The 14,983-nt window shown below is 62.6% G+C and carries 14 protein-coding genes; 11 read left to right on the top strand and 3 right to left on the bottom strand.

From position 1 onward, the window contains the following. Positions 1 to 86: 86 nt before the first annotated feature. The 3 genes from AC0L3D_RS24805 (at position 87) to AC0L3D_RS24795 (ending at position 1,907) form a co-directional block, all read left to right on the top strand. Positions 87 to 344 carry a GlsB/YeaQ/YmgE family stress response membrane protein gene (locus AC0L3D_RS24805; protein WP_023799232.1) on the top strand — a complete coding sequence of 86 codons (258 nt, stop codon included), beginning with the start codon at positions 87 to 89 and terminating at the stop codon, positions 342 to 344. Between the two features lie 126 nt (positions 345 to 470). After that, positions 471 to 1,436 (top strand): lipoyl synthase, encoded by a 966-nt coding sequence (gene lipA / locus AC0L3D_RS24800; RefSeq protein ID WP_027153994.1) that lies wholly within the window; start codon positions 471 to 473, stop codon positions 1,434 to 1,436. Between the two features lie 12 nt (positions 1,437 to 1,448). After that, a complete protein-coding gene (locus AC0L3D_RS24795; protein WP_023799229.1) occupies positions 1,449 to 1,907 on the top strand; it encodes a type II toxin-antitoxin system RatA family toxin in 459 nt (152 codons plus the stop codon). Here AC0L3D_RS24795 and AC0L3D_RS24790 read toward each other — a convergent pair. Next, positions 1,883 to 2,392 (bottom strand): CinA family protein, encoded by a 510-nt coding sequence (locus tag AC0L3D_RS24790; RefSeq protein WP_023799228.1) that lies wholly within the window; start codon positions 2,390 to 2,392, stop codon positions 1,883 to 1,885. The genes AC0L3D_RS24795 and AC0L3D_RS24790 overlap by 25 nt on opposite strands. After that, positions 2,389 to 3,618: a bifunctional 2-C-methyl-D-erythritol 4-phosphate cytidylyltransferase/2-C-methyl-D-erythritol 2,4-cyclodiphosphate synthase gene (locus AC0L3D_RS24785; RefSeq protein WP_023799227.1), complete on the bottom strand. Its 1,230-nt coding sequence runs from the start codon at positions 3,616 to 3,618 to the stop codon at positions 2,389 to 2,391. Before AC0L3D_RS24785 ends, AC0L3D_RS24790 begins: the two co-directional genes overlap by 4 nt. Positions 3,619 to 3,836: 218 nt before the next feature. Here AC0L3D_RS24785 and dusB point away from each other — a divergent pair, with 218 nt between their 5' ends. From dusB to hflX, 8 genes are all read left to right on the top strand, one after another. Continuing rightward, entirely contained in the window at positions 3,837 to 4,865 is a 1,029-nt protein-coding gene (gene dusB, locus AC0L3D_RS24780; RefSeq protein WP_473646106.1) for a tRNA dihydrouridine synthase DusB, read from the top strand. Continuing rightward, entirely contained in the window at positions 4,862 to 6,004 is a 1,143-nt protein-coding gene (locus AC0L3D_RS24775; RefSeq protein ID WP_023799225.1) for a two-component system sensor histidine kinase NtrB, read from the top strand. Before dusB ends, AC0L3D_RS24775 begins: the two co-directional genes overlap by 4 nt. After that, positions 6,001 to 7,461, top strand: a complete 1,461-nt coding sequence (ntrC, locus tag AC0L3D_RS24770) for a nitrogen regulation protein NR(I) (protein WP_023799224.1) — start codon at positions 6,001 to 6,003, stop codon at positions 7,459 to 7,461. Before AC0L3D_RS24775 ends, ntrC begins: the two co-directional genes overlap by 4 nt. A gap of 170 nt (positions 7,462 to 7,631) precedes the next feature. Beyond that, the gene (locus AC0L3D_RS24765) at positions 7,632 to 9,917 is read left to right on the top strand and encodes a sensor histidine kinase NtrY-like (RefSeq protein WP_473646104.1); all 2,286 of its coding nucleotides are present in this window, start codon (positions 7,632 to 7,634) and stop codon (positions 9,915 to 9,917) included. Beyond that, the gene (gene ntrX / locus AC0L3D_RS24760) at positions 9,907 to 11,268 is read left to right on the top strand and encodes a nitrogen assimilation response regulator NtrX (protein ID WP_027153990.1); all 1,362 of its coding nucleotides are present in this window, start codon (positions 9,907 to 9,909) and stop codon (positions 11,266 to 11,268) included. The genes AC0L3D_RS24765 and ntrX overlap by 11 nt, the downstream gene beginning before the upstream one ends. Before the next feature lie 188 nt (positions 11,269 to 11,456). Continuing rightward, entirely contained in the window at positions 11,457 to 12,317 is an 861-nt protein-coding gene (locus tag AC0L3D_RS24755) for a D-amino-acid transaminase (protein WP_023799221.1), read from the top strand. A gap of 145 nt (positions 12,318 to 12,462) precedes the next feature. After that, positions 12,463 to 12,708, top strand: coding sequence for an RNA chaperone Hfq (hfq, locus tag AC0L3D_RS24750; RefSeq protein ID WP_006202172.1), 246 nt, complete (start codon positions 12,463 to 12,465; stop codon positions 12,706 to 12,708). Continuing rightward, positions 12,709 to 14,100, top strand: coding sequence for a GTPase HflX (gene hflX, locus AC0L3D_RS24745; protein WP_023799220.1), 1,392 nt, complete (start codon positions 12,709 to 12,711; stop codon positions 14,098 to 14,100). 6 nt (positions 14,101 to 14,106) lie between these two features. On the opposite strand, the gene mazG is transcribed toward hflX, so the two are convergent. After that, on the bottom strand, positions 14,107 to 14,931 hold the full coding sequence (gene mazG / locus AC0L3D_RS24740) for a nucleoside triphosphate pyrophosphohydrolase (RefSeq protein ID WP_031254926.1): 825 nt from the start codon (positions 14,929 to 14,931) through the stop codon (positions 14,107 to 14,109). Positions 14,932 to 14,983: the final 52 nt, after the last annotated feature.

Below are 14,983 nucleotides of genomic sequence, written 5' to 3'. Positions count from 1 at the left end.
GCGTGAGACTCAAAAGGTGAGAGCCAAGGAACTCAACCGTAAGGTAATTCGTTTCCGGATGCATTTATCACCAGAGGAGAGGGCATATGGACGTGAATGGCGTGGGCTGGATCGCAGCCATCATCATCGGCGGGCTGGCGGGCTGGCTTGCCGAGATGTTCATGAAAAGCAACATGGGCATCTTGATGAACATCGTTCTGGGCATCGTCGGCGCGATCGTGCTGAATGCCATCCTGCAGGCGCTCAACATCGGCGCCTTCGGCACCGGCTGGATCGCCTATCTGATCACCGGTTTCGTTGGCGCCTGCCTGCTGATCTTGGCAGGGCGCATGGTGCGTCGTTAGTTGCTGAACTCTTGCCATGCGAAAACGGCTGTGGCGGCATGCGTCGCCGCGGCCTTTTTCTTTGCAGCGAAAAGTCCTAGATGGAAAGCGAACGCCGGAAGCGATCGCGAATGAACTGGATTTCTGATGGTCACCGTCCTCGACACGATCGCCAATGCGCCGCGCCTGCGGCATCCTGAAAAGGCGCACAAGCCTGACCAGGATGTGCTGCGCAAGCCCGACTGGATCCGCGTCAAGGCGCCGATGTCGAAAGGCTATGCCGAGACGCGCGACATCGTGAAGTCGCACAGGCTGGTGACGGTGTGCGAAGAGGCCGGGTGCCCCAATATCGGTGAGTGCTGGGAGAAGAAGCACGCCACCTTCATGATCATGGGCGAGATCTGCACGCGCGCCTGCGCCTTCTGCAACGTCGCCACCGGCATTCCGACCGCGCTCGATCCCGATGAACCGGCGCGCATCGCCCACGCCGTCAAGCAAATGGGTCTAACCCATGTCGTCATCACCTCAGTCGACCGCGACGATCTCGCCGATGGCGGCGCTCAGCACTTTGCCGAGGTCATCCGCGCCATCAGGGCGGCAACGCCTTCGACGACGATCGAAATCCTGACGCCCGACTTCCTGCGCAAGGACGGCGCGCTGGAGATCGTGGTGGCGGCCAAGCCTGATGTGTTCAACCACAATCTGGAGACCGTTCCGTCGAACTATCTGACGGTCCGGCCGGGCGCCCGCTATTTCCATTCGATCAGGCTGCTGCAGCGGGTCAAGGAACTCGATCCCTCGATCTTCACCAAATCCGGCATCATGGTTGGCCTTGGCGAGGAGCGGAACGAGATCCTGCAATTGATGGACGATCTGCGTTCGGCCAATGTCGACTTCATGACAATCGGTCAGTATCTGCAGCCATCGAAAAAGCACCATCCGGTGATCCGTTTCGTCACGCCGGAGGAATTCAAGTCCTTCGAGACAATCGGCAAGACCAAGGGCTTCCTGCTGGTGGCATCGAGCCCGCTGACGCGTTCGTCGCATCACGCCGGCGACGATTTCGCCAAGCTGCGCGCGGCACGGGAAGCGTTTCTCAAGAAGTCCGCCTAACACACTGGTTTCATGCCACAATTCGAAGCCCATCGCCGCGTTGCGCATACGCCGGAACAGATGTTCGCTCTGGTCGCCGATGTCGAATCCTATCCGCAATTCCTGCCGCTTTGCGAGGCGCTGACGGTTCGCTCGCGCAAGGAACGCGACGGACGCACCCTCCTCGTCGCCGACATGAGCATTGGCTACAAGGCGATCCGCGAGACTTTCACCACGCAGGTGCTGCTAAAGCCTGACGAGAAGGCCATCGACGTCAAATATATCGACGGTCCGTTCAAATATCTGAGCAATGCCTGGCGTTTCGAGCCGGCCGACGGCGGCTGCAATGTCTGCTTCTTCATCGACTACGAATTCAAGAGTCGTATTCTGGGTGCGGTGATGGGAGCGATGTTCGATCGCGCCTTCCGCATGTTTTCCGAGGCGTTCGAGAAGCGCGCCGACGTCATCTATGGCGCAGCGCCGGCAGCCTGATCCGCAGCGAGCGCGCGCAAGCCCAGTTCAAGCGCGTGTCTGACGGTCTCCCGGCGGATGAACTTGCGGCCTTTGTCGGCAAACAACTGGCATTCGCTGACGACCGGCCGGCCGGTCAAGGCGATACCGAACCAGACCAGGCCGACGGGCTTTTCCGTCGAGCCGCCGCCCGGACCGGCAATGCCGGTGACGGCAAGAGTTAGCCCGGCGCGCGAATGGTCCAAGGCGCCGGCCGCCATCTCGACCGCCGTTTCCCGTGAGACCGCGCCGTGCGCCTCGAGCGTGGCGGCGGAAACGCCGAGCATCTCAGTCTTGGCCTCGTTGGAATAGGTGATGAAACCCCGGTCGACCACTGTCGAAGAGCCGGCGATGTCGGTCAAGGCGGCGATGATCATGCCGCCGGTGCAGCTCTCGGCCGTCGCCAGCATGATGCCGCGCTGTTGGCAGGCTTGAAGCAGAGCATCTGCGAGATCGCTGTTGCTCATTCGGGGACATCACCTGGAAACACGACGCTGGCGGTGGCGATGGCGGCTATGCCTTCCTCGCGTCCAACAAAGCCGAGCTTTTCGTTGGTTGTCGCCTTGATCGAGATGCGGTCCCGGGAAATCGCCAGCATTGCCGAAAGGATTTCGGTCATCGCTTCGCGATGTGGGCCGACGCGCGGCGCCTCGCAGATCAGCGTGATGTCGGCATTGGCGATGCGCCCGCCGCGCGCGCGTACCAGTTCTGCCGCATGTTCGACGAAGATCCGCGAGGCCACGCCTTTCCACTGCGGGTCCGACGGCGGGAAATGCGTGCCGATGTCGCCGGCACCGCAAGTGGCGAGCAGCGCGTCGGTCAAGGCGTGCAGGCCGACATCGGCGTCCGAATGGCCGGACAGTTTCTTGTCGTGCGGGATCGAGACGCCGCACAGGACGACATGGTCGCCGGGCTCGAAGGCATGGACGTCGTAGCCATTGCCGGTGCGGATGTCCGGAAAACGCGGCCGTTCGCCGGAAAGCCGCTGATCCGCCATCGAGATATCCCTTGCCCAGGTGAGTTTGACATTGTCCGGCGAGCCCGGGACGATTTTCACTGGAATATGTGCCCATTCGGCAATCGCGGCATCGTCGGTGAAGTCCGCCTTGCCCAGATGATGGGCCTTTTCATGGGCGGCCAGGATCGGCCAGAACGGGAAGCCCTGCGGCGTCTGCGCGGCATGAAGCCCGTTCCTGGAAACCGTCTCGCCGATCATGCCCGCGGCCGACTCGCGTTTCAGCGTATCGGCGACGGGCAGGGCAGGCAGCGCTGCCTGGCGCTCGCCGATGGCGGCTATCGTGCGGTCTATCAATTCCGCGTCGACGAACGGGCGGACGGCGTCATGGACCAGAACCCGGCGCGGTGCATGGCCTCTCAGCGCAAGCAATCCGAGCCGGACGGAGTCCTGTCTGGACGCGCCACCGGTCACCGTGACCACCCGGTCGGCGTTGGCGCCAGCGGCGCTGCGAAAAAGCCCGCTGTCGTCGGCATGAATGGCGACGACGACAGGACCGATTTTCGTATGCGCCAAAAACACGTCCAATGTGCGCGCGATGACGGCACGGCCGCCGATCCTTTGGTATTGCTTCGGCCCGTCGGCCTGACCGGCGCGCGCGCCGCGGCCGGCGGCGACGATAACGACGGCAACCTTGTCGTCCGCAGCCAAAGCCTGCTTTTCGCTTGCGTCTGTCATGCCGAGACGCTTAGCGCATCATCCCAAAAAGTGGAATCGCTTTTCGGAAGAGATCATGCGCAGATGCAAAGTGCCAATAGCGTCCCCTACACGCACCGCACTTTGGCTAGTGCCAGCATTTTCCCAAATGCGCCTTAATGCGACGTCATTGCGCGTTGCACATTGCCGCCATTCTGGCTAGTGAATGTGCAGCTATTAAAAATGCTTGGTTTTTGTGCATGCTTGACCTGACCAAATTGGCATCTCCGCTGGATGTGGGTCGTGTGAGAATCCGCAATCGCGCTTTTCTCGCGCCCATGTCGGGCATAACAGATGAGCCGTTCCGGCAGCGTGCCTATGCGCATGGCGCCGGGTTGGTGGTGTCGGAGATGGTGGCGAGCGGCGAACTTGCCAGGGGCAGAGCCGGTTGCGACCTGCGCATCCGCCATTCCGGGCTGCCGGTGCACATGGTCCAGCTTGCCGGCCGTGAGGCGGTGCATATGGCAGAGGGCGCCCGTATAGCCGCGGGCGAGGGCGCCGACATCATCGACATCAACATGGGCTGCCCGGCCAAGAAGGTGACGGGCGGCTATGCCGGTTCGGCGCTGATGCGCGATCTCGATCACGCTTTGTCGCTGATCGAGGCGGTGGTCGGCGCCGTCGAGGTGCCGGTCACGGTCAAGATGCGGCTCGGCTGGGACGAAAGCGCGCTCAATGCGCCTGTTCTGGCGCGCCGCGCCGAGCAGGCGGGGGTTCAGATGGTGACGGTGCATGGCCGCACGCGCTGCCAGTTCTACCAGGGCAAGGCCGACTGGCGCGCCATCGCACGCATAAAGCAGGCTGTTTCGATCCCGGTCGTTGCCAATGGCGATGTCGGCTCGCCGGCGGAGGCAGCAATGATCCTCGACCAGTCGGGCGCCGACGCGGTGATGATCGGCCGCGCGCACTACGGCGTGCCATGGACGGCAGGCAGCATCGCGGCAGGCGCGGCAAAAGAGGCGACGCCCGGTGTGCCGGAAAGCCCGCAAGCGCTGGCCGACTACGTCGTTGCCCACTACCAGGACATGCTGTCGCTCTACGGCATCGAAAGGGGCGTGCGCCAGGCGCGCAAGCATCTTGGCTGGTATCTCGACCACCACGCCGCTGGCGTCGTTGATGAGCAGCGAAAGGCCATCCTTACCTGCTTCGAACCCGTCCGCGTCATCGCCGCGTTGCGTGAGGTGTTTTCAAGCGCTGCCGAGGCGATGAACCTGCGGAGCGCAGCATGAATGCCACCGTTGCACAGAACATGGACATGGCGGACGCCGCACACATCGTGCTCAACACCATCCGCCGCCCGGTGATCATGCTCGATGCGGAAGGGTTCATCACCTTCGCCAACGCCGATGCCGAGGATTTCTTCCGCTCGAGCGCAACCATGCTCGCCCGCAACACATTACCCAAGCTCATTCCATTCGGCAGTCCGTTGCTGACGCTTGTCGACCAGGTGCGCGAGCGCCGGGCACCCGTCAACGAATACAGGGTCGACGTATCATCGCCGCGCCTCGGCATCGAGAAGGTCGTCGATCTCTATGTCGCGCCGGTGTCGGAATTCCCGGGCTCCGTCGTGGTGATGTTCCAGGAACGGTCGATGGCCGACAAGATCGACCGGCAGATGACGCACCGCGGTGCGGCACGCTCGGTGACCGGCCTTGCCGCGATGCTTGCCCACGAGATCAAGAACCCGCTATCCGGCATCCGGGGCGCCGCCCAACTGCTCGAATTGTCGGCTTCCGACGAGGATCGCGCGCTGACCCGGCTGATCACCGACGAGACCGACCGCATCGTCTCGCTCGTCGATCGCATGGAGGTGTTTTCCGACGAGCGGCCCGTCGATCGCTATCCGGTCAACATCCATGTCGTGCTCGACCACGTGAAGGCGATTGCCAAGAACGGTTTTGCCAAACGGATCAAGATATTGGAGGATTATGATCCATCATTGCCTCCGGTTTTCGCCAACCGCGACCAGCTCATCCAGGTGTTCCTCAACCTGGTCAAGAATGCGGCCGAGGCCATTGGCGGCGATCCGCAAGGCGAGATCACCCTGTCGACCGCGTTCCGGCCGGGCATCCGTGTTTCCGTTCCGGGATCGCAGGGCCGCGTGTCGCTGCCGCTGGAATTCTGCGTGCGCGACAACGGTTCTGGCGTCTCCGAAGATATCCTGCCGATCCTGTTCGACCCCTTCATCACCACCAAGCCGAACGGGTCGGGGCTTGGTCTGGCGCTGGTCGCGAAAATCGTCGGCGAGCATGGCGGCATCATCGAATGCGATTCGACGCCGCGCGCAACCACCTTCCGCATCCTGATGCCAGCCTGGAAAGAAACGCCGTTCGGCACAGACGACGATGGCGAAGGAGACCGCAAATGACGGTTCGCGGCAATATTCTCGTCGCCGACGACGATGCGGCCATCCGCACCGTCCTCAATCAGGCGCTTTCGCGCGTCGGCCATGAGGTGCGCGTGACGTCCAACGCCTCGACGCTGTGGCGCTGGGTGGCGGCGGGCGAGGGCGATCTCGTCATCACCGACGTGGTTATGCCCGACGAAAACGCCTTCGACATGCTGCCGCGCATCAAGAAGGCGCGGCCGGAACTGCCCGTCATCGTCATGAGCGCCCAGAACACGTTCATGACCGCGATTCGCGCCTCCGAAACCGGCGCCTACGAATATCTGCCGAAACCGTTCGACCTGACCGAGCTACTCAACATCGTCAACCGGGCGCTTTCCGAGCCCCGACGGCCGAAGATCGATGCGCGGGCGGACGAGCCGCCGGAAACCATGCCGCTGGTTGGCCGCTCGGCCGCCATGCAGGATATCTACCGCATGCTGGCGCGCATGATGCAGACCGACCTGACGGTGATGATTTCAGGCGAATCGGGCACCGGCAAGGAACTGGTGGCGCGCGCGCTGCACGAGTATGGCCGCCGCCGCGGCGGCCCCTTCGTTGCGATCAACATGGCTGCGATCCCGCGCGACCTGATCGAATCGGAACTGTTCGGGCACGAGAAAGGCGCCTTCACCGGCGCGCAGAACCGCTCCACCGGCCGTTTCGAGCAGGCCGAAGGCGGCACGCTCTTCCTTGACGAGATCGGCGACATGCCGATGGAGGCGCAGACCCGCCTGCTGCGTGTCCTGCAGCAGGGCGAATACACCACTGTCGGCGGCCGCACGCCGATCAAGACCGACGTGCGCATCGTCGCCGCCACCAACAAGGATCTGCGCACGCTGATCAATCAAGGGCTTTTCCGCGAGGATCTGTTCTACCGCCTGAATGTCGTGCCGCTGAGGCTGCCGGCGCTGCGCGAGCGGTCCGAGGACGTTCCGGATCTCGTCCGGCACTTCTTCAAGCTTGGCGCCAGCGAAGGCCTGCAGACCAAGCGCATTTCCACGGGCGGCATCGAGCTGATGAAGCGCTATCCGTGGCCGGGCAACGTGCGCGAGCTCGAAAATCTTGTCCGCAGACTTGCCGCGCTCTATTCGCAGGACGAGATTTCTGCCGAAGTCATCGAGGCAGAACTGAAGACCGGCGAGAGGCCGGTCGTTCCCGGCGGCGGCAACCTCATTCCCGACGATCTGTCCATCGGCCAGGCGGTGGAACATTTCCTGCAGCGCTATTTTGCGTCGTTCGCCGGCGACTTGCCGCCCGCCGGCCTCTATCAGCGTATCCTTTCCGAGGTCGAATATCCGCTGGTGCTCGCGTCGATGACGGCAACCCGCGGCAACCAGATCAAGGCTGCGGAACTCCTCGGGCTCAACCGCAACACCCTGCGCAAGAAGATTCGCGAACTCGGCGTCAACGTCTACAAATCGACCAGGCAAGCTTAGAGCGCCGTTTTCTTTCATCAAATCGTTCCCGAATTTCGGGCCGGTGAGACAGAGCGAAGCCTTTTCCGGGGGATGGAGCGCCGAAACAGTTCCGTCCAGGCCACACTTGTTGCATAATCGCCACAATGCGTTGCATACATCCGACGCAATCACTGGCTCTAGACGGCGACATGGCTCCACGGGCAACGAGACTGAGCGAAACGCTTTTCAGCGAACCCCGCACAAGTGACGGGCGCCGGCTGCTTGCGCTGCCGGGCGTGATGGCAATTGCCGGTGCGCTGGTTACGGCGGCGATCTCCTTCGCCATCCTCGTCGGTGCCACGCCGATCACGCCGGACGAGAGCACAACGCTGGCGCTAATCGCCGTCAATGCGGCGTTCATCCTGTTCCTGATCGCGCTGGTTGGCCGCGAAGTACATCGTATCGTGATGGCGCGCCGGCGCGGCAAGGCGGCGTCGCGGCTGCATGTGCGGATCGTCGCGATGTTCGCGCTGGTCGCCGCGATTCCCGCCATCATGGTGGCGATCATCGCCTCGATCACGCTCGATATCGGTCTTGATCGCTGGTTCGAAATCCGCACCAAGACGATCGTCAATTCGTCGCTGTCGATAGCCGATGCCTATGTGCAGGAGAACGCGCGCAACCTCCAGGGAACGACCCTGTCGATGGCTTACGATCTCGACGCCTCCCGCACGCTCTACGGCCTCGATCGAACCGGCTTCCTCGATCTGATGAACAAGGAAGCCGTTGGACGCTCGCTGGCCCATGCCGCACTGATCAGGTCCGACGGTTCGTTCGTCATGAGCGCCAAGACCGACGCAGATTTTGCCATGCCGGAGCCGCCGGAAGGCGCCATGAGCGGTGCCGCTGACGGCAGGCCGGTGCTGATCGAGCCGAAGACGCGCAACATCATGGGCGCCATCGTCAAACTGCGCGAGATCGAAGGGCTCTATCTCTACACCATCCGGCTCGTCGATCCCGAGGTGATCAAGGCGCGGCAGATTGTCAGGTCCAACAGCGACGAATATCGCGGCCTCGAAGACAGTCGCCGCACCTCGCAGGTGGCCTTTGCACTTCCCTATTTGTCGCTGACGCTGATCATCATCCTGTCCGCCATCTGGACCGGCATCGCCGTGGCCGACCGCCTGGTGCGGCCGATCCGCCAGCTCATCGGCGCGGCCGACGAGGTCGCGACCGGCAATCTCGACGTTGCCGTGCCGGTTCGGCCCTCCGACGGCGACGTCGCCTCGCTCGGCGACACCTTCAACAAGATGCTGCTGGAACTGAAATCGCAGCGTAACGAGATTCTGTCCGCCAAGGATTTGATCGACGAGCGGCGGCGTTTTTCGGAAGCCGTGCTTGCCGGTGTCACCGCCGGCGTTATCGGCGTCGATCCGTATGGCATCGTCACCATCGTCAACCGCTCGGCCGAAACGATGCTGGCCATATCCGCCACCGCCGCACTCGGGCAAAACCTCTCCGCCGTGCTGCCGCATGTCGGCCGCGTCTTCGAGATCGGCCGCAAGTCGGGCAAGCCTGTCCATCGCGAACAGGTGACCTTCTATCGCGCCGGTGCGGAGCGCACCTTCAACGTGCAGATCACGGTCGAGGCCGGCGACGACGGTTCGGAGGAGAAATCCTATGTCGTGACGGTGGACGACATCACCGATCTGGTCCAGGCGCAGCGTTCCTCGGCCTGGGCGGATGTGGCGCGGCGCATCGCCCACGAGATCAAGAACCCGCTGACGCCGATCCAGCTTTCGGCCGAGCGCATCAAGCGCCGCTACGGCAAGGTCATCACCGAAGACCGCGAGGTTTTCGATCAGTGCACCGATACGATCATCAGGCAAGTGGAGGACATCGGCCGCATGGTCGACGAGTTCTCCGCTTTCGCACGCATGCCCAAGCCCGAAATGAAGGCCCTCGATTTGCGCGAATCGTTGCGCGAAGCCTCGTTCCTCGTCGAGGTGAGCCGCTCCGATATCACCTTCGAGCGCGTATTCGGCAACGAACCGCTCAAAGGCACGTTCGACAGCCGCCTGATGGCGCAGGCCTTTGGCAACGTCATCAAGAACGCAGCCGAGGCGATTGACGGACTTGATCAAAAGGACCGCTCGCACGGCATAATCCGGATTCAAGCCGGGCGCCAGGATGGTACGATTCGCATCGATGTCATCGACAACGGCAAGGGCTTGCCGCGCGAGAACCGCCAGCGATTGCTCGAGCCTTACATGACGACACGCGAGAAGGGCACCGGGCTCGGCCTCGCTATCGTCAAGAAGATAGTGGAGGACCATGGCGGCCGGCTCGAATTGAATGACGCGCCGGCGGATTTCCACGACGGGCGAGGCGCGATGATCAGCATCATCCTGCCGCTCGCCGCCACCGTGCCCTCGCGCGGCGAAGGCAGGACGGAACCCGAAAGAGAAACTGAAAAGGTCGGTAATGGCGTCTGACATTCTCATCGTCGATGACGAGGAAGACATCCGCGAGCTTGTCGCCGGTATCCTGAGCGACGAAGGTCACGAAACCCGCACGGCATTCGATGCCGACAGCGCCCTGGCGGCGATCGCCGACCGGGCGCCGAGGCTGATTTTCCTCGACATCTGGCTGCAAGGCTCGCGCCTGGACGGGCTGGCGCTGCTGGACGAGATCAAGACGATGCATCCGAGCCTGCCGGTGGTGATGATCTCGGGCCACGGCAACATCGAGACCGCGGTCTCGGCAATCCGCCGCGGCGCCTATGACTTCATCGAAAAACCGTTCAAGGCCGACAGGCTGATCCTCATCGCCGAACGTGCGATTGAAACCTCGAAGCTGAGACGCGAGGTTTCGGATCTCAAGCTGCGCAGCGGCGAGACCTTCGACCTGATCGGCATGTCGTCGGCGATGAGTCAGTTGCGCCAGACCATCGAGCGCGTCGCGCCGACCAACAGCCGCGTCATGATCATCGGCCCCTCCGGCTCGGGCAAGGAACTCGCGGCGCGCGCCATCCACACGCTGTCGGCGCGCAAGGGCGCCCCGTTTGTCACGCTGAGCGCCGCCAACATCACGCCCGAACGCATGGAGGTCGAGCTGTTCGGCACCGAATCAAACGGTGTCGAACGCAAGGTCGGCGCGCTTGAGGAAGCCCATCGCGGCATTCTCTACATCGACGAAGTGGCCGACATGCCGCGCGAAACGCAAAACAAGATCTTGCGCGTGCTGGTCGAGCAGCAGTTCGAGCGGGTAGGGGGCACCAAACGGGTCAAGGTCGATGTCCGCATCATTTCGTCGACGTCGCAGAACCTGGAGGCGATGATCGCCGACGGTCGTTTCCGCGAGGATCTCTATCACCGCCTGGCGGTGGTTCCGGTCATGGTGCCGGGATTGGCCGAGCGGCGTGAGGACATCCCCTATCTTGTCGACAATTTCATGAAGCAGATCGCCCGCCAGGCCGGCATCCGGCCGCGGCGCATCGGCGACGACGCGCTGGCGGTGCTGCAGGCGCACAACTGGCCAGGCAACGTTCGCCAGTTGCGCAACAACGTCGAGCGGCTGATGATCCTGGCGCGCGGCGACGATATCGACGCACCGATCACCGCCGATCTCTTGCCTGCCGAGATCGGCGATGTCATGCCGCGCACGCCAAACCAATCCGATCAGCACATCATGGCACTGCCGTTGCGTGAAGCGCGCGAACAGTTCGAGAAGGACTATCTGATCGCCCAGATCAACCGTTTTGGCGGCAACATCTCGAAGACGGCCGAGTTCATCGGCATGGAGCGCTCGGCGCTTCACCGGAAGCTGAAGTCGCTGGGCGTCTGACAGCCAATCCGGTCGTGGCCTACGCAATTATCGGTTACGGCGGCGGCGGAATCGCATAAGAAACGCTGCCGCACGTCTTTCGGGACGCGCAACGGACGCTGTAGCATTTTGTTTTTTGCGCATGGTCTTCCCCGAAAAATGGATTCCGATTTTCGGGGGCCATGCGCTGACTTCTTCAGGGGTGACCCATGCCGCGCATTGCCTATGTGAACGGGCGCTATGTCGCTCACGCCGACGCTTTCGTGCATATCGAGGACCGTGGCTATCAGTTCGCCGACGGTGTCTACGAGGTCTGCGAGGTGGCGCGCGGCTTCATCGTCGATATGCCTCGCCATCTCGGACGGCTGAACCGCTCGCTGACCGAATTGTCGATCGACTGGCCGGTCACGCCGGGCGTGTTGCCGATTATCCTGCGCGAGGTGGTCCGCCGCAACCATGTCGCCGATGGCCTGGTCTATCTTCAGGTGACGCGCGGCGTCGCCAGCCGTGATTTTGTTTTCCCGGCGGGCACGAAGCCGTCGCTGGTGGTTACCGCCAGGAAAGCCGACCCCGCTGCTGCCACCAGGAGGGCCGAAAGCGGAATCAAGGTCATCACCGTGCCGGAGAACCGTTGGGACCGGGTCGACATCAAGTCGGTCGGCCTGCTGCCAAACGTGCTCGCCAAGCAGAAGGCCAAGGAAGCTGGCGCCCAGGAAGCCTGGTTCATCGATGCCGACGGCACCGTCAAGGAAGGTGGGTCGTCGAACGCCTGGATCGTCACCAGGGACGGCGTGCTGGTGACGCGTCCGGCCGAGCACGGCATCCTGCGCGGCATCACCCGCACCACGCTGTTCGAAGTGGCCGCCAAGCTCGGCCTGACGATCGAGGAGCGGGGCTTTTCGGTCGCCGAAGCCAAGGCCGCGCGCGAGGTTTTCATCAGCTCCGCGACCACAATCGCCATGCCGATCGTGGCGATCGACGGTGCTCCGGTCGCCAACGGCCATCCGGGCTCGATAACACTTTCCTTGCGGCACGCCTTTTTTGACGTTGCGGAAAAAAGTCCAGCCTGATAACCGCACAGGTGGAATGAACATCAATATATCTCGTTCTGCTTGTCGTTATTGACGGCAAGACGGTGTTTGCGCGCTTGACATGTGCCAGTTAATTTGGCGCATTGGCCTGCAAACCGAAGGGGATCGGCGAAAGACAAGAACAATGGCGGAACGATCGCAAAATCTTCAGGACCTGTTCCTGAATTCAGTTCGCAAAAGCAAAAACCCACTCACCATCTTCCTCATCAACGGCGTGAAGCTGACCGGTGTGGTCACTTCCTTCGACAATTTCTGTGTTCTGCTGCGTCGAGACGGCCACTCCCAGCTCGTCTACAAGCACGCCATTTCCACGATCATGCCGAGCCAGCCGGTTCAGATGTTCGATGGCGAGGAAAGCCAGGGCGCCTGATTGGCACGTAAGAAAGACGCGGATCGCAGCGTTCGCGAAAAACCAGCATATCAGCCGGGGGCGGAGGCCGAAGGCCCGACCCGCGCCGTGGTCATCGTGCCGGTGCTTACCCGCCAGCCGCGCGGCGACGAAGACACCAATCGCCCGCGCCTGACGCGTTCTGCCGAGGCCCGCCACGACGAGGCGGTCGGCCTTGCCCAAGCCATAAACCTCGACCCGATCCATACCGCTGTTGTGACCGTCAACGATCCCCGGCCTGCAACCCTGCTCGGCAGCGGCAAGGTCGCGGAGTTCGCCGAGATCGTCAAAGAGGGCCGTGCCGAACTGGTCATTGTCGACCATCCGCTGACGCCGGTGCAGCAGCGCAACCTGGAGAAGGAATTGAACGCCAAGGTGCTGGATCGCACCGGCCTGATCCTGGAAATTTTCGGCGAGCGTGCGCGGACCAAGGAAGGCACGCTGCAGGTCGATCTGGCGCACCTGAACTATCAGAAGGGCCGGCTGGTGCGAAGCTGGACTCACCTCGAGCGCCAACGCGGCGGTGCCGGTTTCCTCGGCGGCCCTGGCGAAACGCAGATCGAGTCGGACCGCCGTGTCCTACAGGACAAGATCAACAAGCTCAAGCACGAGCTGGAAACAGTGCGACGCACCCGTGACCTGCACCGCGCCAAGCGCAAGAAGGTGCCGTTCCCGGTCGTGGCCATTGTCGGCTATACCAACGCCGGCAAGTCGACGCTGTTCAACAGGCTGACCGGAGCTGGGGTGCTGGCCGAGGACATGCTGTTCGCCACGCTCGACCCGACACTGCGTCGGGTGCGGCTGCCGCACGGCACGCCGGTCATCCTTTCGGACACCGTCGGTTTCATTTCGGACCTGCCGACGCATCTGATCGCCGCCTTCCGGGCAACGCTCGAAGAGGTGGTCGAGGCCGATCTCGTCATCCATTTGCGCGATATTTCGGATCCCGACACGGCCGCCCAGGCCGAGGATGTCGAGCGCATCCTCGCCGATCTCGGCGTCGATGCCGGCGACGGCAGGCGCGTCATCGAAGTGTGGAACAAGATCGACCGGCTCGATGAGGGCAACCGGGAGCGGTTGCTCGCCGACGGGATCGACGGCAGCAAGGCACCGCCGATTGCCATATCGGCCGCCACCGGCGAGGGCATCGATGTGCTGAAGGCGATCATCGAGACACGAGTTTCAGGCGAACTGGAAACGCAGACCGTCACGCTCAAGCCTGACCAGCTTGGGTTCGTCGACTGGCTCTACCGCAATGGCGACGTGGTCTCGCGCACCGACAATGAAGATGGCGGTATAACCGTGTCGCTCAAAGCGACACGAAGCGCACACGAAGATATAGAAACCAGATTGCACCGTAAAAACAACGGGTAATTTCTGTTACTTCGCGCTTTTAGCTTGCTGCCAAAGCGCCTCCATCTCGTCGAGCGTCGCCTTTTCCAGGGTGTTTCCGGACCTTTCCAGCGCGTGCTCGACATAGTGGAACCGCGAGCGGAATTTCTCGTTGGTGCCGCTGAGCGCCGCTTCGGAATCAACCTTGAGATGACGCCCGAGATTGACGACGGCAAATAGCATGTCGCCGAACTCTTCCTTGATCGAAGCCGTATCGCCCTTGGCAAGGGCCTGGCGCAACTCGCCGATCTCTTCCTCGATCTTGTCGAGGATCGGCGTGGCCTCGCTCCAGTCGAAGCCGACGCGGGCCGCTTTTTCCTGCAGCTTGAGCGCCCGCGTCAAAGCCGGCAGGGCGACCGGTACGCTGTCCAGAAAACCCTTGCCATGATCCTCCGGATCGTGCCCGCGGGCGAGGCGGGCATTTCGCTTTTCGGCTTTTTCCTCGGCCTTGATCTTCTCCCACATGCCCTTGGCCATGCCGGCGCTGCGCGCCTCATCGTCGCCGAAGACATGCGGATGGCGGCGGATCATTTTTGTGGTGATGGCCTGGACCACGTCGCCAAAGGCGAATTCACCGGCCTCCTCGGCCATCTGCGCATGGTAGACGACCTGCAGCAGAAGGTCGCCGAGCTCGTCGCGCAGATCGTCCAGGTCGCCACGCGCGATGGCGTCCGCCACCTCGTAGGCTTCCTCGATCGTGTAGGGCGCGATGCTCGAGAAATCCTGCTCGACGTCCCACGGGCAGCCGGTTTCCGGCGCCCGCAGCGCCGCCATGATCTCGATCAGCCGGGAAATGTCTTTCGAGGGTTTCATCGGTCGCATGCTAGCCTGCGTCCAACGGTGTAGCCAACGCCGTCGGCAGGCG

The sequence above is a fragment of the Mesorhizobium sp. WSM4837 genome (assembly GCF_055811435.1).
Note: the sequence above shows the minus strand (reverse complement) of the source record. Positions and strands in the feature narration are given on the sequence as shown.